This window comes from Tateyamaria sp., assembly GCF_059783535.1.
The window spans coordinates 1-17,324 of the sequence record NZ_JBYNDP010000039.1 but is presented as its reverse complement, the minus strand read 5'-3'; the positions used below and the strand labels follow the sequence as shown (position 1 = coordinate 17,324).

The 17,324-nt window shown below is 58.4% G+C and carries 20 protein-coding genes and 1 pseudogene; 8 read left to right on the top strand and 13 right to left on the bottom strand.

What is annotated here, in order from left to right; all coding sequences use genetic code 11:
• Window positions 1-20: 20 nt before the first annotated feature.
• The gene (locus AC6RA8_RS09855; RefSeq protein ID WP_500352440.1) at window positions 21-770 is read right to left on the bottom strand and encodes a leishmanolysin-related zinc metalloendopeptidase; all 750 of its coding nucleotides are present in this window, start codon (window positions 768-770) and stop codon (window positions 21-23) included.
• A 473-nt stretch (window positions 771-1,243) separates the two neighbouring features.
• On the opposite strand from AC6RA8_RS09855, the gene AC6RA8_RS09850 reads away from it, so the two are divergent.
• From AC6RA8_RS09850 to AC6RA8_RS09835, 4 genes are all read left to right on the top strand, one after another.
• On the top strand, window positions 1,244-2,497 hold the full coding sequence (locus AC6RA8_RS09850) for a Hint domain-containing protein (RefSeq protein WP_500352439.1): 1,254 nt from the start codon (window positions 1,244-1,246) through the stop codon (window positions 2,495-2,497).
• Window positions 2,498-2,611: 114 nt separating this feature from the next.
• Window positions 2,612-3,013: a DUF4864 domain-containing protein gene (locus AC6RA8_RS09845; protein ID WP_500352438.1), complete on the top strand. Its 402-nt coding sequence runs from the start codon at window positions 2,612-2,614 to the stop codon at window positions 3,011-3,013.
• 104 nt (window positions 3,014-3,117) lie between these two features.
• Window positions 3,118-3,570: an antitoxin Xre-like helix-turn-helix domain-containing protein gene (locus AC6RA8_RS09840; protein ID WP_500352436.1), complete on the top strand. Its 453-nt coding sequence runs from the start codon at window positions 3,118-3,120 to the stop codon at window positions 3,568-3,570.
• The gene (locus AC6RA8_RS09835) at window positions 3,567-4,277 is read left to right on the top strand and encodes an RES family NAD+ phosphorylase (RefSeq protein WP_500352434.1); all 711 of its coding nucleotides are present in this window, start codon (window positions 3,567-3,569) and stop codon (window positions 4,275-4,277) included. The genes AC6RA8_RS09840 and AC6RA8_RS09835 overlap by 4 nt, the downstream gene beginning before the upstream one ends.
• Window positions 4,278-4,296: 19 nt before the next feature.
• Here AC6RA8_RS09835 and AC6RA8_RS09830 read toward each other — a convergent pair whose 3' ends face one another.
• Both AC6RA8_RS09830 and AC6RA8_RS09825 read right to left on the bottom strand, forming a co-directional pair.
• Window positions 4,297-4,854, bottom strand: a complete 558-nt coding sequence (locus AC6RA8_RS09830; protein WP_500352432.1) for a tetratricopeptide repeat protein — start codon at window positions 4,852-4,854, stop codon at window positions 4,297-4,299.
• 79 nt (window positions 4,855-4,933) lie between these two features.
• Complete coding sequence (locus AC6RA8_RS09825) at window positions 4,934-6,241, bottom strand: NAD(P)/FAD-dependent oxidoreductase (protein ID WP_500352430.1); 1,308 nt, start codon at window positions 6,239-6,241, stop codon at window positions 4,934-4,936.
• A gap of 278 nt (window positions 6,242-6,519) precedes the next feature.
• Here AC6RA8_RS09825 and AC6RA8_RS09820 point away from each other — a divergent pair, with 278 nt between their 5' ends.
• Complete coding sequence (locus AC6RA8_RS09820; RefSeq protein ID WP_500352428.1) at window positions 6,520-8,805, top strand: glycosyl hydrolase family 28-related protein; 2,286 nt, start codon at window positions 6,520-6,522, stop codon at window positions 8,803-8,805.
• Between the two features lie 10 nt (window positions 8,806-8,815).
• On the opposite strand, the gene AC6RA8_RS09815 is transcribed toward AC6RA8_RS09820, so the two are convergent.
• On the bottom strand, window positions 8,816-9,466 hold the full coding sequence (locus AC6RA8_RS09815; RefSeq protein ID WP_500352426.1) for a hypothetical protein: 651 nt from the start codon (window positions 9,464-9,466) through the stop codon (window positions 8,816-8,818).
• 157 nt (window positions 9,467-9,623) lie between these two features.
• On the opposite strand from AC6RA8_RS09815, the gene AC6RA8_RS09810 reads away from it, so the two are divergent.
• A complete protein-coding gene (locus tag AC6RA8_RS09810) occupies window positions 9,624-9,896 on the top strand; it encodes a TFIIB-type zinc ribbon-containing protein (RefSeq protein ID WP_500352424.1) in 273 nt (90 codons plus the stop codon).
• Here the strand turns inward: AC6RA8_RS09810 and AC6RA8_RS09805 are convergent.
• Window positions 9,893-10,231, bottom strand: a complete 339-nt coding sequence (locus AC6RA8_RS09805; RefSeq protein ID WP_500352422.1) for an EamA family transporter — start codon at window positions 10,229-10,231, stop codon at window positions 9,893-9,895. The genes AC6RA8_RS09810 and AC6RA8_RS09805 overlap by 4 nt on opposite strands.
• A gap of 106 nt (window positions 10,232-10,337) precedes the next feature.
• A complete protein-coding gene (locus AC6RA8_RS09800) occupies window positions 10,338-10,757 on the bottom strand; it encodes a hypothetical protein (protein ID WP_500352421.1) in 420 nt (139 codons plus the stop codon).
• A gap of 76 nt (window positions 10,758-10,833) precedes the next feature.
• Here AC6RA8_RS09800 and AC6RA8_RS09795 point away from each other — a divergent pair, with 76 nt between their 5' ends.
• A complete protein-coding gene (locus tag AC6RA8_RS09795) occupies window positions 10,834-11,151 on the top strand; it encodes an antibiotic biosynthesis monooxygenase family protein (RefSeq protein ID WP_500352419.1) in 318 nt (105 codons plus the stop codon).
• Between the two features lie 230 nt (window positions 11,152-11,381).
• On the opposite strand, the gene AC6RA8_RS09790 is transcribed toward AC6RA8_RS09795, so the two are convergent.
• The 4 genes from AC6RA8_RS09790 to AC6RA8_RS09775 form a co-directional block, all read right to left on the bottom strand.
• Window positions 11,382-11,795, bottom strand: coding sequence for a hypothetical protein (locus tag AC6RA8_RS09790; RefSeq protein ID WP_500352417.1), 414 nt, complete (start codon window positions 11,793-11,795; stop codon window positions 11,382-11,384).
• Entirely contained in the window at window positions 11,764-12,435 is a 672-nt protein-coding gene (locus AC6RA8_RS09785; RefSeq protein ID WP_500352415.1) for a hypothetical protein, read from the bottom strand. Before AC6RA8_RS09785 ends, AC6RA8_RS09790 begins: the two co-directional genes overlap by 32 nt.
• Window positions 12,436-12,496: 61 nt before the next feature.
• On the bottom strand, window positions 12,497-14,701 hold the full coding sequence (uvrB, locus tag AC6RA8_RS09780; RefSeq protein WP_500352413.1) for an excinuclease ABC subunit UvrB: 2,205 nt from the start codon (window positions 14,699-14,701) through the stop codon (window positions 12,497-12,499).
• A 54-nt stretch (window positions 14,702-14,755) separates the two neighbouring features.
• Window positions 14,756-15,910, bottom strand: coding sequence for an adenylate/guanylate cyclase domain-containing protein (locus AC6RA8_RS09775; RefSeq protein WP_500352411.1), 1,155 nt, complete (start codon window positions 15,908-15,910; stop codon window positions 14,756-14,758).
• A 98-nt stretch (window positions 15,911-16,008) separates the two neighbouring features.
• Here AC6RA8_RS09775 and AC6RA8_RS09770 point away from each other — a divergent pair, with 98 nt between their 5' ends.
• Window positions 16,009-16,320, top strand: a complete 312-nt coding sequence (locus AC6RA8_RS09770) for an ETC complex I subunit (RefSeq protein WP_500352410.1) — start codon at window positions 16,009-16,011, stop codon at window positions 16,318-16,320.
• A gap of 45 nt (window positions 16,321-16,365) precedes the next feature.
• On the opposite strand, the gene AC6RA8_RS09765 is transcribed toward AC6RA8_RS09770, so the two are convergent.
• From AC6RA8_RS09765 to AC6RA8_RS09755, 3 genes and pseudogenes are all read right to left on the bottom strand, one after another.
• A complete protein-coding gene (locus tag AC6RA8_RS09765; protein ID WP_500352409.1) occupies window positions 16,366-16,629 on the bottom strand; it encodes a hypothetical protein in 264 nt (87 codons plus the stop codon).
• A gap of 119 nt (window positions 16,630-16,748) precedes the next feature.
• Window positions 16,749-16,949: a dodecin family protein gene (locus tag AC6RA8_RS09760; RefSeq protein WP_500352407.1), complete on the bottom strand. Its 201-nt coding sequence runs from the start codon at window positions 16,947-16,949 to the stop codon at window positions 16,749-16,751.
• 129 nt (window positions 16,950-17,078) lie between these two features.
• Window positions 17,079-17,324 (bottom strand): annotated as a pseudogene (locus tag AC6RA8_RS09755) (ABC transporter substrate-binding protein); the annotation flags it as partial.

Here is a 17,324-nt window from a genome sequence, read left to right as displayed (position 1 = left end):
GTGTCTGAGCGGACTATCCTTCAATCGGCAGTCGCACCATGCACAACCGGTTCTGTTCGTCCCATTCTACACAGGTCGCAAATCCGAACAGCTTCGGTGATCCCCATCAAGGCAAGTGTCCGGAAATCGGGCAGAACGAACGGGTCCGCACTGCTGTAGTCCACCTCGTAGCCAAGGTCCTCGAACGAGGCGACTGACAATCGACTGAGCGGGCGTTCGTTGCCCGACAGGAAGCCGGTCAACAGCTCGTCACCAAACACCAACTCTCGCCAATGGCTTTCACGTGTGCCCGCGCCACCTGTGTTGGACACAGGGACGGCGTTACCCCCCTGCGACTCTAATGCCGCAAATTCTCTTGTCGCTGAGCTCCCGACAAAGCGCGGGTCCATTGTGCCCGTTCCTTGGAGCAGGTTTTTTCTGCTCCAAAGTGTTCCGAACCCCAGAACGTGCGCCATTTCGTGGAGTATGACATCTTCGAAACTGCCTCTGGCTTCGAGGCCGGCGACATCGGCCTGGTCAAATTCCATGATCCCGGCAAGGGGCAATTCACTCCCCTGTCGCAAGATGGTCGGGCCTGCCTGTCCCAGAACGCCGTTTGCGCCGTCGATCGGTTGGATCGACACATCGATACGCACACCTGTCAGGATTTCGCCGTCAATGTCGATCGGATCGAAGCCGGTATTCACAACTTGATCCCAACGCTGTGCGGATCGTTCGAAAACGGCCCGCCTTTCTCCGGTGACATCCCCCTCAAACCTGAGTTCGATCATGGTCTCATCCGTTTTGTTTCGCGTAACACCACTTTGTCAAAATGTAAGGTGCACGCGCCGCCGTTGAAGGCAGGCTTGGCGCATGACGGCAAACTCGGCACGCGGCGGCCCAAAACGCGAACACACGCCAGCCGGATTTTGCCACCCTACCCAAGCCAGGTCCCGGCATCCCGAAATGATCTGGGCGCGTATGCGGATTTTCAGGCGGGGTATGCGGCGTTTTGAACCGGTCTACGCACGTACCGAAGTTGGCCATGGATGGCAGCTGTACCGGTTTTCAGAACTGGTCCGGACCACACGATTAAAACGCGTGCGTATTGCTTCAGGTCTCGGTGGGAATTCGCGCAACTGAATGGCACTTCCCTTTGGTTCTTGCTAAGGTTGTGCCGCAGGCAAAGAGTTGAACCGCTCGAACATGTGAAAGGCGCGTCTGGCGCGCCAGCCGTCTTCTTGGCAACACCATGAGGTGCGACATGCCTGTTTTCATAACGATCTCTGACTCGGACATCACCAATGCCGCGTTCTGGGCGGGTTTGGACATTGGCCAGGACAGCACGATCGACGCGTCGGACATCAGCAGCACGATCAACATCACACTGACCGGCAACTCAATCAGCTTCGAAGACACGGAATCCGGCATCACCACCACCTATTCCGATGCCGACCTCACAGCCGGTTCATTCAGCCAGTTCGTCGAGTTCGTCGGGAATGATGGCAACAGCAATGTCAGCGGTGCGGTTGGGCTGAATGCGTCGGGCTACACCGGCGGCGACGGCGATGACATCTTCACGGATGACGGCACTCTCGGTGGAGGCATGAACGGGGGAGAGGGGAACGACACCCTGATCGGCGGTGTTGGAAGCAACAATATTGATGGTGGTGAGGGTGACGACGTGTTGTCGGGTGGGGGCGGCAACAACAACCTCAGCGGGGGCGAAGGGAACGATACGCTCTTTGCCCAAGACGGAAGCGGGAACCTGAACGGTGGTGAGGGCGACGACGTTATCTTTGCCGGTTTGAACACCACATTTGTCGAAGGTGGGAGCGGCACAGATTCGATGATCCTGCCAGAAGGGTCGACCTTCACGCCGTTCTTTCCCGGATCGGAAGGCGGCACTGTCACGCTGCCCAATGGGCGCAGCTTTGTGTATCTGAACATCGGGAGTGTCACAGTGGCCTGCTTTGCCGCGGGCACACCGATCAGGACACCCAATGGTGATGTGCCAGTGGAGCATCTGGCACTGGGGGATCGCGTCATGACACTGGATCGCGGGTCGCAGCCGATCAAATGGCTCGGACAGCGGACGGTCAACGGGCTTGGCTCAAACGCACCGATACATTTCCGGCGTGGCAGCATCGGAAACCACGAGGCAATTCGGTTGTCGCCTCAGCATCGCGTGCTTCTGTCCGGCTGGAAATGCGAGCTCTTGTTTCACTCGCCCGAGGTCTTGTGCGCCGCAAAGCATTTGTGTGATGGCGACCAGATTTTTCGGGAGCCTTACGAGACGGTGACGTATGTCCATTTCATGTTCGAGCAACATGAAATTGTGTTTTCTGGCAATGCCTTGCTGGAAAGCTTTTTCGTCGGTGATCACATCACCGATGCGGAAAGAAGCTGCTATGCAGAGCTTGTCGACCTTTTCCCGGAGCTTGCACGCCACGGCCCTGATGCTATGCACACGGTGCGTCCCTGTTTGAAGGCATTTGAGGGGTCCTTGCTGATATAGGTTTTTGCACGTGTAAGCCGCACGGCGGCGACGCGCTTGCCGTCGTTCTCGCTCTGGCATTGCCCAATTTCCGTGCCGTTCTAGGTTTTTGCGAAACCGAGGGGAGATTGAGAGATGCGCAAGTGGATGTTGGGGATGGTTTTTGCCGCTGGCCTGGCCGGGTCTGCGATGGCGCAGGGAACCGAGATCGAAGGGGTGATTTCCAGCCAGATTGAAGCCTTCAAAGCGGATGATTTTGCGCAGGCTTTCACCTTTGCCGCCCCGTCGATCCGGGGCATTTTCCGCACGCCAGAAAATTTCGGACGCATGGTGACGCAAGGCTATCCCATGGTGTGGCGCCCGGCTGACGTGACCTATCTGGACCTGCGCGAAGCGGCTGGCGGATTTATACAGACCGTCCGGATCGAGGATGCGGACGGCGTGACGCATTTTCTGGCCTACAGCATGGTCGAAACAGCGGATGGTTGGAAGATCAACGGTGTTCAGCTTTTGGATGCGCCCGGTGTGAGTGCGTGACATCGGGCCTAGCCGCCGGTGCGATCGGGGGATTTGAGACCATCTGAATGATCTCGACCCATGCTTCCAGAAGATGTAGTGACACTTGAAATATACATTATCATATGATAAGTATCATCGTGTCTTTTGAGGGTGCCGCTATGATCCACGCCGCGCAACATGTTGAGCAACCGCAAATCATCGCCCCGCTGAGCGACCCGCAGCGCATTGCAACGGTGGTCAAAGCCATTGTGCGAGTTGCAGAAGCGTGGTCCCTGACCAATGCCGAGGCCGCCGCATTGTTTGATGTGCCCACGGCCACGTGGAGCCGGATGAAGGCGGGAGCCTTCAAGGGCAATCTTGATCAGGACAAGATGATGCGCGCCAGCCTGTTGATCGGCATTTTCAAGGGTCTGCGCCTGCTGTTCAATGGACCGCTGGAGGCGGGTTGGCCAAAGCAGCCCAACGCCGGTCTGGCCTTTGCCGGACAGGCCCCGATTGACCGGATGATTGCTGGGGGCATCCCTGCGATGATGTCTGTTCGACGTCACATCGATGCGCTGCGGGGCGGCGTGTGAGTGATGTGCCTGACATTCAGGTGCGCCCTTTTGTCGAAGCTACAACAACGCGCCTGATCTCAACCGCATACATCGATGAGCCTGCACTGGCCCCGTTGGCCGATGACGAGGATGATCTTGCCTTTCTGGCAGAGCTGGAGGGCCGCTCGTCCTCGCGCCGCGGCCTGCCCGGATTCATTCCGGCAGACGTTCACCCGGACGAGTTGGTGACCGCACATCACGGGTATGGGTGGACCTATATCAACGCCGCATTTTGCTACACGCGCGAGACCGGAAACCGTTTCAGCGGCCCAGAGCGCGGCGCGTGGTATGCGACATGGGGCCAGGATCGGGTTGAAACGGCGCAATCAGAGGTCGGGTGGCATTTGACGCAGGAGCTGCACGCCACGGGTGTCTACGACAATGTGACGGCCTATCGAGAACTGAACGCGTCCTTCGCCACCGAGTTTCACGATCTGAACGGCGCCAATCTGGAGACTGAACTGCACCCCGATCCCATTGTCGGGTACCCAGCGGGTCAACATTTGGCGGCCCAGTACATGGCTGCCGGGTCAAACGGGTTTTTGTTTCCTTCGGTTCGGCGATCTGGTGGGGCGTGCCTTGCCGCGTTTCGCCCACATATGGTCCAGAATGTCCGGCAGGGGGACACGTGGGTGTTCACATGGTCAGGACAGCCTGAGCCAGACATTTCCGCAGGTGTTTCTTAACATCACCTGAGCAGCGCCTTTAGAAGAGCGGCGCGTATTTCCAGTTGTCCGCATCCGGCGTCACCTCGTCCAGATCATAGTCGGCGCCTTGCAGACGTTTGGCGATCTCCAGCCCGTCTTCTGCCGCTTGATCGACATAGCGACGGCCCAGGACTTCGTCCTGGGCAATGCCGTGACCACGCATGAGGTTGAGCCCGTGATTGAACCGCCCAACCGGGTCGCCTGCTTCGGCGGCGCGGCGATCCCACTCTGCGGAGGCGTCCGGGTTGTAGTCGCCGCCCAGGCCATTGTTCTCAAGCTGGCTCATCCAGGTCATTGCCTTGGTGTACCCGGCTTCGGCACATTTCCGGGTGAGTTCACGCGCAAGTTCGTGATTGTCGTTCTTGGTGACATTGATGCCCAGAGAGCAGGTCACTGAATCGATGACCCCCATCTCGATCTTGCGGGTCAGCATTTCCCGGCCGGTGTCCTGCGGATTGAGAATACCCAATTCGTCTTCGATGGTGGTGGGTCGTTCGTCGGCCTGTGTGCCGCTCGCCAGTGCAACCAGGCACATCGCAATGATCTGTGTGCGCATGTCCACGTCCTCCTTAGACAGACCTAACACGCCAGCTGTCGCAAATCACTTTGACTTTGGTCGCAACGCCAGACGGCTGTTACTCGGCTGCACGTACAGGCGTCTCTGGTTCAGTATCATGGTCCTGGTGCAATGGGCTTAATCCGGTGATCAGCCGCGCCCCTTTCGAGAAGGTGAGGTAGGACCAGAACCAGTTCATTGCGACGAAGATCGGGTTGCGCACGCCGATCAGGAAGTAGATATGCGCAATCCCCCACAGCCACCACGCAACGAAGCCCGAGAGTTGCACCTTGCCAAAGTCGATGACTGCTGCGTGGCGTCCGATGGTGGCCAGATTGCCCGCGTGTCGGTAGCGGAAGGGCTTGTCATGCGAGCGGCCTGCAGCCAGCGCGGCGATCCGTTTGCCAACGTATTTCCCGCCCTGTTTTGCAGCCGGTGCGATACCGGGCACGTCAAAGCCGTCTTTCCAAGGGACTTGGGCGGCGTCCCCGATCACGTAGACATTTCGATGCCCCGGCAGGCTGAGATTGTCCGTCACTGCGACGCGACCGGTCCGATTTGTTGGAGCATCAAGCCAGCGCCCCACGTTTTTTACAGCGACCCCTGCCCCCCAGACTTTGCAAGCTGACGGGATGAACGTGTCGGACAATTGCACCCCCGCGTCAGTGATGTCTTGGACACGGGTGTTGACCATCACCTCGACCCCGAGTTTTTCGAGCGACCTGTGGGCTTTGTCAGAGAGGTTTTCGGGGAAGGCACCAAGCACACGCGGTCCTGCTTCGATCAGGATGACGCGGGCATCGCGCGAATTGATGCGATGGAAATCTGCGGCAAGCGCATGGTTTGCCAGTTCCGCGATGGCCCCGGCCATTTCGACCCCCGTGGGGCCGCCACCGACAACCACAAAAGTCAGCTGCCGCCGCTGTTCGGCGTTTGAATTTGAAACCTCAGCCCGTTCAAAAGCCATAAGCACCTGTTTGCGGATCTCAGTTGCATCGATGATCCGCTTGAGACCGGGCGCGTGCCTTTCCCATTCGTCCCTTCCGAAATAGGAGTGATGCGCGCCCGAGGCGACGATCAGGTGATCGTAGTCGAACCGTCCTTCGCCCGTGATGACGTGCTGGTTGTCCTTGTCCACATCCAGCACTTCGGTCAGCGCGACAGACACATTCTTTTGCCCCGAAAAGATGCCGCGGATGGGCCATGCCACATCTGCCGGAGACAGATCAGCCGTCGCCACCTGATAAAGCAAGGGCTGAAACAGGTGATAGTTCCGGCGATCAATGATCTTGATATCGACAGGTGCGTGTTTGAGCGCACGGGCTGCGGCCAGGCCACCGAAGCCTGCTCCGATGATGACAACTTTGGGTCGGGATTGTTTTGGCATGATCCACCTCGCTGCGTTTGCAAAGAGCTTTGCTGCACTTGCATCAATATAGGTCGGGACCGCACAGCCGCTATGCCAGCCCCGGTGCAATGGATGTGAGCCGCTGTAACAATTGGGTGCCGCGTTGCGCACAAGCCCCTTGCGCCGCGCGGTCCTGTCGGTGCCCGTTAACCCCTTGTTGATACTTCCCTTGCCCGTGACAGCCGGGCCTTCCGGCTGGGTTCAGGTTGACTGCGTGACATGGGCCGCTTCGGCCCCTGCGGAAAAGGGATGAATGGATGAACAAGGCAATTACTGATGGCATTCTGCTGACGCCGCCCGCCTTTGCGGATGGTTTGGATGTTTGGTCGAGCGGTGACGGCACCCCCGGATCGGACACGTATGAGAATGCGCCCAACGCGGCCCTTGTCGTTGCCGACCAGGATTTTGGCGGCTGCCTTGAGCTGCAAAAGACATCGAACACCACGCGTGTCCGCTATATGGGTCAAACCCCTTTGCTGCCGGGTTGCTATCTGCGTGTGACCGTCCGCCTGAAGGTCATCAATGGCAGCCTGCCGTCTGTTCAGATCGCGGGCTATGCGGCGCTGCAGGATGGGACCCTGATGCCTGGCGTTGACACTGTCGGAGACAGCGTGACCCTCACCAACTACGGCGAAGTGGTCGAGGTCTCGGCAATCATTGGTGCGGGCAACCGGTCCGGTGTGGATCTGGTATGGGGGGCCGACGCGGTTTACGGGCATTTCGGACTGGATCTGACCGGCCCGAACGGCGGCATTGTCCGCATTGATGACATCGTGATCGAAGACATCACATCCGTTTTCCTGCGGGACATCATGTCTGTTGTGGACGTCCGCGACTTTGGCGCCATGGGCGATGGTACGACGGATGACAGTGCTGCCTTTGACGCAGCCAACGCGGCTGCCAACGGCCGGACCATCCTGGTTCCGGAAGGTGTCTTCCGGCTTGAGAACGACGTGACGCTGGACGAATTGGTCAAGTTCGAAGGCACGCTGAGCATGCCGGACGACAAAGAGCTCCTGTTGCGCAAAAGCTATGATCTGCCAACCTACATAGAGGCCTTTGGCGACGAGGCTCTGGCCTTTAAAAAAGCGTTCCAGGCCCTTTTGAATGGCGTCGATCATGAAAGCCTGGACATGGGTGGTCGCCGCATTGCCGTGTACGAACCCATCGACATGCAAGCAGCTGTCCCGAACCGCGATCAATACAACACCCGCCGTGTGATCCGGAACGGACAGTTCGAGGCACTGGGCGATGGTTGGGGTAGCGAAACGGTCACAAGCCAGGCCACCTACAGCGCGTCCGACAGCCGCACGTTGAGCAACGTGATCAACATCGCGAACATACCGGTCGGCGCGCTTGTCACCGGCAATGGTGTGGGCCGCGAAGTCTATGTTCGAAGCAAAAACGTGGGGGCAGGCACCCTAACCCTGAACGCGCCGCTCTTCGACGCCGAAGGGACGCAGACCTTCACCTTTGAGCGGTTTGACTACCTGATCGACTTCGGTGGGTTTTCAAAGCTGACGAAGTTCAACATTTCGAACATCGAGTTCCAGTGTAACGCAAAGAGCAGCGGTATCATGCTGGCCCCGGCCGGGGCGACATTCGAATTGCAGGAATGCTTTGTCAGCCGTCCAAAGGATCGTGGCATCACGTCCATCGGTGGTGGGTGCCAGGGTTTCCTGATGGATCGGTGTCAGTTCCTGTCTTCCGAAGACTCCCTCGACGTCGCAGACCGCACAACGATCGGGTTCAACATCAATTCAAACGACGCCAAGATCCGCGATTGTCGTGCGACACGCTTCCGCCACTTCATGGTGTTGGCCGGTCGGAACCACCTGATCAAGGGCAACCACTTTTTCCAAGGTGACGGGGTGCAGGATGGCGTCCGCACCGCGGGGGCCGTCCTGCAGGACAATTACACAGCCACCGTGATCACCGGGAACTATGTCGACAACTGCTTTGTCGAATGGACGAATGAGCGTGACCCCACGCCGGCGTTCACATCGGGCTTTTCCTTCAGCTCGTTCAGCATGACGGACAATGTGTTCCTGTCGGGCAGTGTTGCGCCATGGTTCAGCTATCTGGTGATCAAACCGCATGCTGCAGGCCATTTCCTGAATGGCGTGACGGTGACGGGAAACCGCTTCCAGTCCATCAATGGCCAGATTGACCGTGCAGAACGTGTCGACACCAGCTTTGCCGATCTTGACTATGATCGGAACCGTTCTGTCTGGTTCAAGGGCAACTCGTACCACAACGTGCGGGAAAACGCGGAAAACCCGCTCGTCATCTCGCACACCCAGAGCACGGCAAGCCGCACCTGGACCGTCGAGACAGAAAACAAGCTGCCCTTTGAGAGCTATTGCCAGTTCGTGGACTCCGTCACGCTGACCGATGACTTGCGCAACAGTGCGAACCAGCGCCAGTATGAAGCGCCCGTCGCGCGTGGACGGGCCGGGTCAAACGAGGACGCGTTCACGCTGGAATTCAGCGAAGATATGAGCGGATCGGTTCGGGCAACCGTTCGGATGGACCGCGGCTGACCCAGTAGGGTCAGAAAGACCGCCATAGTCCAAGTTTGAGGGCGAGGGTTCCATCCTCGTCCTCAAGACCCAGGACAAAACTTGCCCCATCGGGTTTGGGCTGCCAGATCACCGATGGGGCAAGAGTTGCTGACGTATCCCCATCGACGCTGGTGACAAAGACCTGCATCATCACCTTGAACTTGTCGTTGAGCGCAAGGCCCACGGTTGAGTCGAGCTTCAGCGTGTTGGGACCTTCGTTTACGGCCCACTCTACAGCACCATCGATCGCCACCCAGCCGTGACGATCCTTGATGGTGATACCCCGACCATAACTCAATCCGGTGCGCAGCAGCGGCTCCATAACAAGACCGAACGTGCTGCCAACCCCTATGTCATAGGCCAGCTTGTAATTCTTTTCGCCTGTCGGGATCGGCTTGCGGATAAAGACGAACGCGGTTCCCTCACCCAACCGCCCCAGCGTCATATCCGCATCAACCTTTGCCCCCAGCGTGAGCTTGGGCCGCAGTCCGTACTCGACATAAACCGTTCCATCGAGCCGACCGGTTTCTTCGTAGACACCGCTGTATGACAGTAAGCCCTTCTTATGCTCCTGCAACCACGCCCCGGCCCGCGCGCCGGGCGCAAGCGCCAATAGCAACAGGGTCAGGAAAAGGCGCATCACGGGTTCATCGGTCTTTCTTAACAAAGAATGACCGTAGCCCAGACTTGGTTAACAATTGATTAGGATCGGGTTTTCGCCCTTTTTTGCCGATCCGCCCTGCAGTGGAAGCCAGCCCACCCTATATGGGATGGGAGCCATTTGGAGAGACACGCACATGCAATGCCCCATCGACGGAACGCCCCTTGTCATCACCGACCGCAGCGGGGTCGAGATTGACTATTGCCCGCAGTGTCGGGGGGTGTGGCTGGATCGGGGTGAACTGGACAAGATCATCGAGCGTGCGGCCGCTTATTCCGCACCGCCGCCCCCGCCCCAAGCCCCGCGTGGACAGCCGGAACGGGACTATGACGACCATGACTATGACCCTCGCCGCAGGAAGCGGAAGAAGGGCATGGGCGACTTGCTGGGCGACATCTTTGATTTCTAGGCCAGGCGGCTCATCAGAACCATCGCCAGCAGCGCACAGCCGAGGCCCGCATACTCTCGGGCGTGCAGCGTTTCGCCGAAATGCAGCGCACCGATCAGTGCCAGCGCAATAAGCGTAAGCATGGAATAGGCCACGCCCGCTTGCGCCAGCGTGACGTGCTGCATGGCATAGAACCAGAAAAACGCCGATATGCTGTAGAGCACGACACCCAGCATGACGAGACCCGACCACATGGGTTGGTTCCCGTCGGCGGCCAGTTTCAATACGTAGTCACCTGCGATGACGACCAGTGCTGTCACGAAGGTAAATGCAAATCCGAAAACGATATGGTCCATTTGAAAGCCCTTGAATGAGGGCCTCGCGATGGTCTGCGGGGCTTTAAAATATCGGGCGATCATAGCACGCCTAGGGGCCGCGCCGTAGTCGGGTATTCCTGACGTGTCAGGCGACCGGTGCGGTGGCGCAGGCGCGGAACTTCTGCACTTCGGGCGCTGCGCCTGTCAGCGAGACGGTGACTGCCGCGGTCTGGGTAAAAGCGGTGGCGGTTGCGTTGAATTCGAGCCCGTCCAGCACATTCCCAAAGCCCACATCGGTGACCGTGAGCGTATTCGCATCCGTACTGTGGCGCGTTGTCGAGATCGTGTTGGGTTGTGCCCCATCAAAGCGGATGGAGAAGGCCGTTGCGTTTGGCCAATCTTCGGGGCTGGTGACCGCGATGGCGTAGAGACGGGTGGCCTGGTCGTAGGTCACCGCGATATCTGCCGTCGGCTCCGTGTGCGACAGGGTGCAGATCGGGATTGGGGAAAACTCCCACGCGTGGGCTGGAGCCGCGAAAAGGATGAGGGTCAGGAGACTGCGCATGCAGCGAACATAGCGTGCCGCCCTGCCCGCGCCAGTCCCGCAAAGATTTGCTATACTGATGGTCAGGAGGTGCCTTATGCCCAAGATCGATCCAGCCACCGAATGCCAGACCGTTATCACAACCTTCGAATGCTCCCCCGGCACCTGCGCCGACCTGTTGGACAGGCTGCAGGACGCCTATCGAGACTTCATCTCGCACCAGCCGGGGTTCATTGCTGCGGGGTTGCATGTGAACGACGCGCAGACGCGGATTGCCAATTACTCGCAGTGGCAACGGCGCGAGGATTTTCAAGCGATGCTGCGGACAGAGGAGATGCGGGAACGGAACCGGGGGATTGCCGGGTTATGCACGCGGTTCGAGCCGGTGATGTATGAGGTGGCGGGGGTGTTTTGAAAGGGCGAGAGCGTCTAGGAGACCACTGGACAGGCGCCAATTCTCGCGAAGCAGGGCACCCAGTTGCGACAGATGCGAGTTAGGTTACCTGTGACGTTGAAAGGCCAAGAGCGAAAAGCAACAATGCCGCCAGCATGCAAAAATAGGAAGCCCCGATTGCTCATGTCCAAAATTCTATGTCTTACCGAATACCTCGACAGGTGCTTGGTTTTAACTTCCGTGAACTTAAGTTACTCGCAAAGGAGCCTGAAATCCGCTGCTGCAGGCTGCCCCTTGACGTTAACGATATTGAAGACATCCAAGAAACACCGCTGCTTTTCCGTAAACATACCACGAATGTAGTACGGCGCATTTCCAAGACTTTTGAGATGGAGCCGTTGCCCATTTGCGATACAAGAGCTCCCGCCATTCATCGAAAGCGTAACGCAGCCATCTCCTCCGCCCATCAGTGTAATTAGGAGGTTCTCATCAGTAATATCTAGAGATTGACCCTCTTTCATTGAAAATACGCCGTCCGTTATTTGCGAGAGGTTTGCGTTTGGAACCTGATGCGCTTGGGTCATTTGGGACATGCATAGGAAAAGCAAAAAAATAAAAATACGGTACATGGGATCACCAAATAGTCTTGAGAGCTGGGTTGCCATTGAGGTTCGTCAAAGAAAATATTGGGCTATCGTTCCATCCAAAGCCACACCTATCTCCAGGGTAGCAAGACACTTTTTCTCCGTACGCATTACTGTAGGTCATAACCCGAAGGTCGGCGCGTCCAATAACTGCGAATGCGGTTCCCGCGCGGTTTGACAAACACATATCGGGGTAGATGATTAGCGGGAAGTCTGATGGCTCTTGCAGCACAAAGCAGGGTTGCGCACCTCGGCGCGGCAGGTCTGAAAGGACTGCATTAAGTGACCCTGATGAACCTTGGTTGCTACTTTCGCGCAACCTCTGCAGCTCGAATTCCAGAAGCTGCGGCACAAGTTCACGTACGCATTCATTGTCATTTATTGACTTAGCTAGCTGGTGTTCGCGCAGCACCTGCTGAACACCATCCCAGGCCTCTATAGACACGTCACCTTCGATGCCAATATCCGCGCCGAAGAGCTTTCGTAACATTGCCGCTTTCGCTTCTGCATCGAGTTGGCCGGCTGCGCTTAAGCGGTACCCTGAACTACTCCGATCACACGCTTCTCGCGCGGCTCCAAGCACTTCAATTGACGAAGGCGTTTCAGCACAAGCAATCGATACAGAGATCAATAGGAATACGGACGCAATTGATTTCAGCATTTCGAAGTCGGCCTAGTTACAAATTTGCCGCCAGAGTATCAGGAAAAAACTATGTTTCCAGTTATCTCTTACGCCGCTTCACATTGCCGCCGCGCTGACCAGCGCGCCCTGCTGTTGACCGACCCGACGCCTTCTGCGCGTCGTCCACGGCTTTCTCCACCGCATACTGACGCGCCAGCGGGTCATCCGCCACGACCAAGTCCACCGTTTCCAGCCGTTTGACCTCGTCCCGCAGGCGCGCCGCTTCTTCGAACTCCAGGTTCTCAGCCGCCTTGCGCATGTCGGCGCGCAGGCCGTCGAGCACGGCTTGCAAGTTGCCGCCCGCCATCTGGTTGTCGATCTTGGCTGTGACGCGGGACTGGTCCGTGTCGCCTTGGTAGAGGCCCGCCAGCACGTCCTCGACGTTTTTCTTGACCGTCGCGGGCGTGATCCCGTGCTCTTCGTTATAGGCGATCTGTTTGGCGCGGCGGCGGTTGGTTTCGGCGAGCGCGCGCTCCATCGAACCCGTCACTTTATCGGCGTACATGATCACGCGGCCATCGGCGTTCCGGGCGGCGCGGCCGATGGTTTGCACAAGCGAGGTTTCGGACCGCAGGAACCCTTCCTTGTCTGCATCGAGGATGGCGACCAGACCGCATTCGGGGATGTCGAGCCCCTCGCGCAGCAGGTTGATCCCGATCAGCACGTCGAAGGCCCCCAGCCGCAGGTCGCGCAGGATTTCGATCCGTTCCAGCGTGTCAATATCCGAGTGCATGTAGCGGACGCGAATGCCTTGTTCGTGCATGTATTCCGTCAGGTCCTCGGCCATGCGTTTGGTCAGGGTTGTGACCAGCGTGCGGTAGCCATCGGCAGCAACCTTGCGGACCTCGTCGAGCAGGTCGTCGACCTGCATCTCAACCGGGCGGATTTCGACCTCGGGGTCCAGAAGGCCCGTGGGACGGATCACCTGTTCGACGAAGACGCCGCCCGTCTGTTCGATCTCCCATGCCGCCGGGGTCGCAGAGACGAAGACGGATTGGGGGCGCATGGCGTCCCATTCCTCGAACTTGAGGGGACGGTTGTCCATGCAGGACGGCAGGCGGAAGCCGTGTTCGGCCAGTGTGAACTTACGCCGATAGTCGCCCTTGTACATGCCGCCGATCTGGGGGACGGAGACGTGGCTTTCGTCCGCAAAGACGATGGCGTTGTCGGGTATGAATTCAAAGAGCGTGGGGGGTGGTTCGCCCGGTGCGCGGCCGGTGAGGTAGCGCGAGTAGTTCTCGATCCCGTTGCAGACACCGGTGGCTTCGAGCATTTCCAGATCGAAGTTCGTCCGCTGTTCGAGCCGTTGCGCTTCAAGCAGCTTGCCCTCGCCCACGAGTTGGTCAAGCCGGATCTTGAGTTCTTTTTTGATGCCGATGATGGCCTGGTTCATCGTTGGCTTGGGCGTGACGTAGTGCGAGTTGGCGTACACGCGGATGTGGTCGAGCGTGGCCGCTTTCTCACCCGTCAGCGGGTCGAATTCGGTGATGCTTTCCAGCTCCTCACCGAAGAAGGACAGCTTCCATGCGCGGTCTTCGAGGTGGGCGGGGAAGATTTCGAGGCTATCGCCGCGCACCCGGAAGCTGCCGCGTTGGAAGGCTTGATCGTTGCGGCGGTATTGCTGGGCGACTAGGTCGGCCATGACCTGACGCTGGTCGTATTCCTTACCAACCTTCAGGTCCTGCGTCATGGCGCCGTAGGTTTCGACCGACCCGATGCCGTAGATACACGACACGGAAGCCACGATGATCACGTCGTCGCGTTCCAGAAGCGCCCGCGTGGCCGAGTGGCGCATGCGGTCGATCTGTTCGTTGATCTGGGATTCTTTTTCTATGTAGGTGTCCGAGCGGGCGACGTAGGCTTCGGGCTGGTAGTAGTCGTAGTAGCTGACAAAGTATTCGACGGCGTTTTCGGGGAAGAACCCTTTGAACTCACCATAGAGCTGGGCCGCAAGTGTCTTGTTGGGGGCGAGGATGATCGCCGGGCGTTGGGTTTCCTCAATCACCTTGGCCATGGTGTAGGTCTTGCCCGTGCCTGTGGCCCCCAAGAGCACCTGGTCACGGTCGCCTGACATGATCCCGGCACTGAGTTCTTCGATCGCGGTTGGCTGATCGCCTGCGGGCTGGAATTCGGTGTTCATCACCAGTTCTTTTCCGCCTTCGAGTTTCAGACGCGTGCGGACATCCTCGGCCGGGTTGGCGAGGTAGGTGACGGGGTCGGAGGAATCGGTGTGCGCGTAAGCCATGTAGGTAACTTGGCGCAAAGGCGGTCGGGCGCAAGTGGATGTCGCGCCTTGCTGTCAGGAATTGGCAGGAGCAAAGAGGCGCATGGGCTCGTCCAAGCCCTTGAGCGTTTCGATCGCGACGTGCCGCACAGGCATACCAGCCAGCTGGGAGACAGGGTCCGACAGCAGAACAGGTTCACCCAGCCTGCCGCAGAACGCCTCGACCCGCGCGGCGATGTTGACGGACTGGCCCAGCACGGTGAAATCCAGCCGTTCGCGGGCACCGACATTGCCGTAGAGCAGCTTGCCAAAGTGGATACCGGTGCCGAAGGGAACTGGCAGCTCGGCCAGGGCAGCGATGCCCAGGGCGGCGTGGGCGGCGCTGAGCGCCTGACGGCACGCCTCAACCTGACCGGTAGAGCTGCCGTCGGATGGGAAGAGCGCCAGCACGCCGTCGCCCATGAATTTCAGAATCTCGCCGCCATTGTTGTCGATCGCATCCGACATAACCTCGAAGTATCGGTTTGCGACGTCCAGCGCCTGTTCGGCGGGCTGCGTGGCGTTCAGCGCTGTCCATCCACGGATGTCGGAGAACAGGATGGCCGCTTCGATCTGTTCGATATCACCGCGGGTGATCTGGCCGTCGAGCACATGCTGGCCGGTGCGTGGGCCAAGATAGCTTGTGGCGATGGCGTTCGCCATGTGGTCATGACGTTGCGCTTCGACAATCGGGGCCAGCACCTCGGATATGGTGTCGAGCAGGGCGATGTCTTCATCGCTGAAACCGGGGCCATCCGCCGCAAAGATGATGATCCCGAAACTGCCGGTGGCAAAGAGCATCGTGCGACCGTACCAATCTGTGGCACCGCGTGCCTTGAGTTCATGCAGGATGAGGTGATCGTCCGGGCCGAGCGTATCGTCGAGGCGCCGACGATAGGGGGCTTGTTTGGTGGAAATGATCTCCATCGGACTGCCGATATAGGTGGCGCGCGTCTCGATCCCATGTGGCGCGCGCAACTGTGCCTTGTCTTCGGCCTCGTTGCCGCCGGGGTCCCAGATATAACTGACCGCTGCGACAAGCGGGTGGGTCGTGCGCATGCCGACACGGAGCCGCATCAGGGGGATACCCACCGCCCGCAATCGCGGTCCAAGTTGGTCCGTCAGCGCCTGCAACCCTTGGAGGCGCCCCTTGGTCAGGATCCAATCGATAAAGGAAGTGGCATCATGCATAATTTGTATATGATCCTGTTCGCAACTGAGACAAATCGCATCTTGCAGCGGCGGACGGAATTCCCGATATGTTTTTCAGCCAGATCAGGAGCCATGGAATGCGTGCACGTATCTATCAGCCTGCCAAGACAGCAATGTCGTCAGGCAATGCCAAGACCAAGCATTGGGTGCTGGAATTTGCACCAGCGTCGGCCCGGTCAGTGGATCCGTTGATGGGATGGACTTCGTCCTCGGACACACAGGCTCAAGTACACATGTCTTTTGACACGAAAGAGGCCGCGCTCGACTACGCCAAGGAACATGGCATCGACGCGCAGGTTCAGGAACCCAACAAGCGCAAGGCCAACATCCGGCCCGGCGGTTATGGTGAGAACTTTGCGACCAACCGGCGTGGGGCCTGGACGCACTAACGCCTGCGCAACGAAATCAGATAGCCGAACGATCGAAGGCTTGGGCTACAGCAGATATGCCCACACAAGAACCACCGGCAACGCGCATGTAAACGCGATCATGAACAGCTTTGCCGCGTGACTGACCTTGCCGAACCGGCCGTCGCCAAGCGCACCTTCGCCATAGTTCATCGCGGCCGACATCACGACGTATCCCTGGCGTTCCCGTTCCATCTTGGTCCGATTGATCGACGCCATTGCTGCGTGATAGCGGGCGTCCTGACGTGCCTGTTCATCGAGGTTCGGTTGCAGATTTTCCATACGTGTCATGTGATGCGCACTCCCTTTGTTGGGGCACGACATGGAGCACACACTGATCAAGTCCACGCACTGCGACAAAAAAGATCAGTGTGGGTTCTGACCCTGCGAAAGATCACATCAAGACGTTGCTATTGAAGGATAAATGTCACCTTCAAGTTTACCCGGTACTCGGTGATCTGACCATCACGAACGACTACTTTCTGGTCCTGCACCCACGCACCTTCGACGTTTTTCAACGTCTCGCAGGCACGTTGTACCCCCTGTTGTACCGCATCTTCGAAACTGGTCTCCGAACTTGAAATGATTTCGGTTACACGTGCGACGGACATGGTTGTCTCCCTCCGATTGCAAGAACTCCCGCACATTAGTACGGGCGTTCTGCTTTTCGCTTGAGAATTCTCAGTCGTCGCCGACATCGGCGAAACCAGGCCACCTCTTCAGGTGACCTGGGCCATGCTTTATGATCCGCCGAGTGCTTTATCCGTGATCTGGTGCGTCCAGGCCCCTTCTGGCGCTTTGGAGATCACCGGGTCCGATCCACCGGACAGCAGCGATTGCACCGTACGCTCGTAATCCGCGGGCACCAGCGCACCGTTGGATCCTGCTGTCAGTTTGGCCACCTCGCCCATCATACGCTTTTGATGCTTTTCGGTCTGGGCACCGGTCTCGTCGAATTCCAGCACGATCTCGGCGGCTTCGTCCGG

Coding starts and splice junctions, on each gene's coding strand:
- AC6RA8_RS09830 (WP_500352432.1), bottom strand. CDS start 4,854: ATGCGCACACAGATCATTGCGATGTGCCTGGTTGCACTGGCGAGCGGC.
- AC6RA8_RS09845 (WP_500352438.1), top strand. CDS start 2,612: ATGCGCAAGTGGATGTTGGGGATGGTTTTTGCCGCTGGCCTGGCCGGG.
- AC6RA8_RS09825 (WP_500352430.1), bottom strand. CDS start 6,241: ATGCCAAAACAATCCCGACCCAAAGTTGTCATCATCGGAGCAGGCTTC.
- uvrB (WP_500352413.1), bottom strand. CDS start 14,701: ATGGCTTACGCGCACACCGATTCCTCCGACCCCGTCACCTACCTCGCC.
- AC6RA8_RS09765 (WP_500352409.1), bottom strand. CDS start 16,629: ATGACACGTATGGAAAATCTGCAACCGAACCTCGATGAACAGGCACGT.
- AC6RA8_RS09810 (WP_500352424.1), top strand. CDS start 9,624: ATGCAATGCCCCATCGACGGAACGCCCCTTGTCATCACCGACCGCAGC.
- AC6RA8_RS09815 (WP_500352426.1), bottom strand. CDS start 9,466: ATGCGCCTTTTCCTGACCCTGTTGCTATTGGCGCTTGCGCCCGGCGCG.
- AC6RA8_RS09805 (WP_500352422.1), bottom strand. CDS start 10,231: ATGGACCATATCGTTTTCGGATTTGCATTTACCTTCGTGACAGCACTG.
- AC6RA8_RS09760 (WP_500352407.1), bottom strand. CDS start 16,949: ATGTCCGTCGCACGTGTAACCGAAATCATTTCAAGTTCGGAGACCAGT.
- AC6RA8_RS09850 (WP_500352439.1), top strand. CDS start 1,244: ATGCCTGTTTTCATAACGATCTCTGACTCGGACATCACCAATGCCGCG.
- AC6RA8_RS09800 (WP_500352421.1), bottom strand. CDS start 10,757: ATGCGCAGTCTCCTGACCCTCATCCTTTTCGCGGCTCCAGCCCACGCG.
- AC6RA8_RS09770 (WP_500352410.1), top strand. CDS start 16,009: ATGCGTGCACGTATCTATCAGCCTGCCAAGACAGCAATGTCGTCAGGC.
- AC6RA8_RS09840 (WP_500352436.1), top strand. CDS start 3,118: ATGATAAGTATCATCGTGTCTTTTGAGGGTGCCGCTATGATCCACGCC.
- AC6RA8_RS09775 (WP_500352411.1), bottom strand. CDS start 15,910: ATGCATGATGCCACTTCCTTTATCGATTGGATCCTGACCAAGGGGCGC.
- AC6RA8_RS09820 (WP_500352428.1), top strand. CDS start 6,520: ATGAACAAGGCAATTACTGATGGCATTCTGCTGACGCCGCCCGCCTTT.
- AC6RA8_RS09855 (WP_500352440.1), bottom strand. CDS start 770: ATGATCGAACTCAGGTTTGAGGGGGATGTCACCGGAGAAAGGCGGGCC.
- AC6RA8_RS09790 (WP_500352417.1), bottom strand. CDS start 11,795: ATGGCAACCCAGCTCTCAAGACTATTTGGTGATCCCATGTACCGTATT.
- AC6RA8_RS09795 (WP_500352419.1), top strand. CDS start 10,834: ATGCCCAAGATCGATCCAGCCACCGAATGCCAGACCGTTATCACAACC.
- AC6RA8_RS09785 (WP_500352415.1), bottom strand. CDS start 12,435: ATGCTGAAATCAATTGCGTCCGTATTCCTATTGATCTCTGTATCGATT.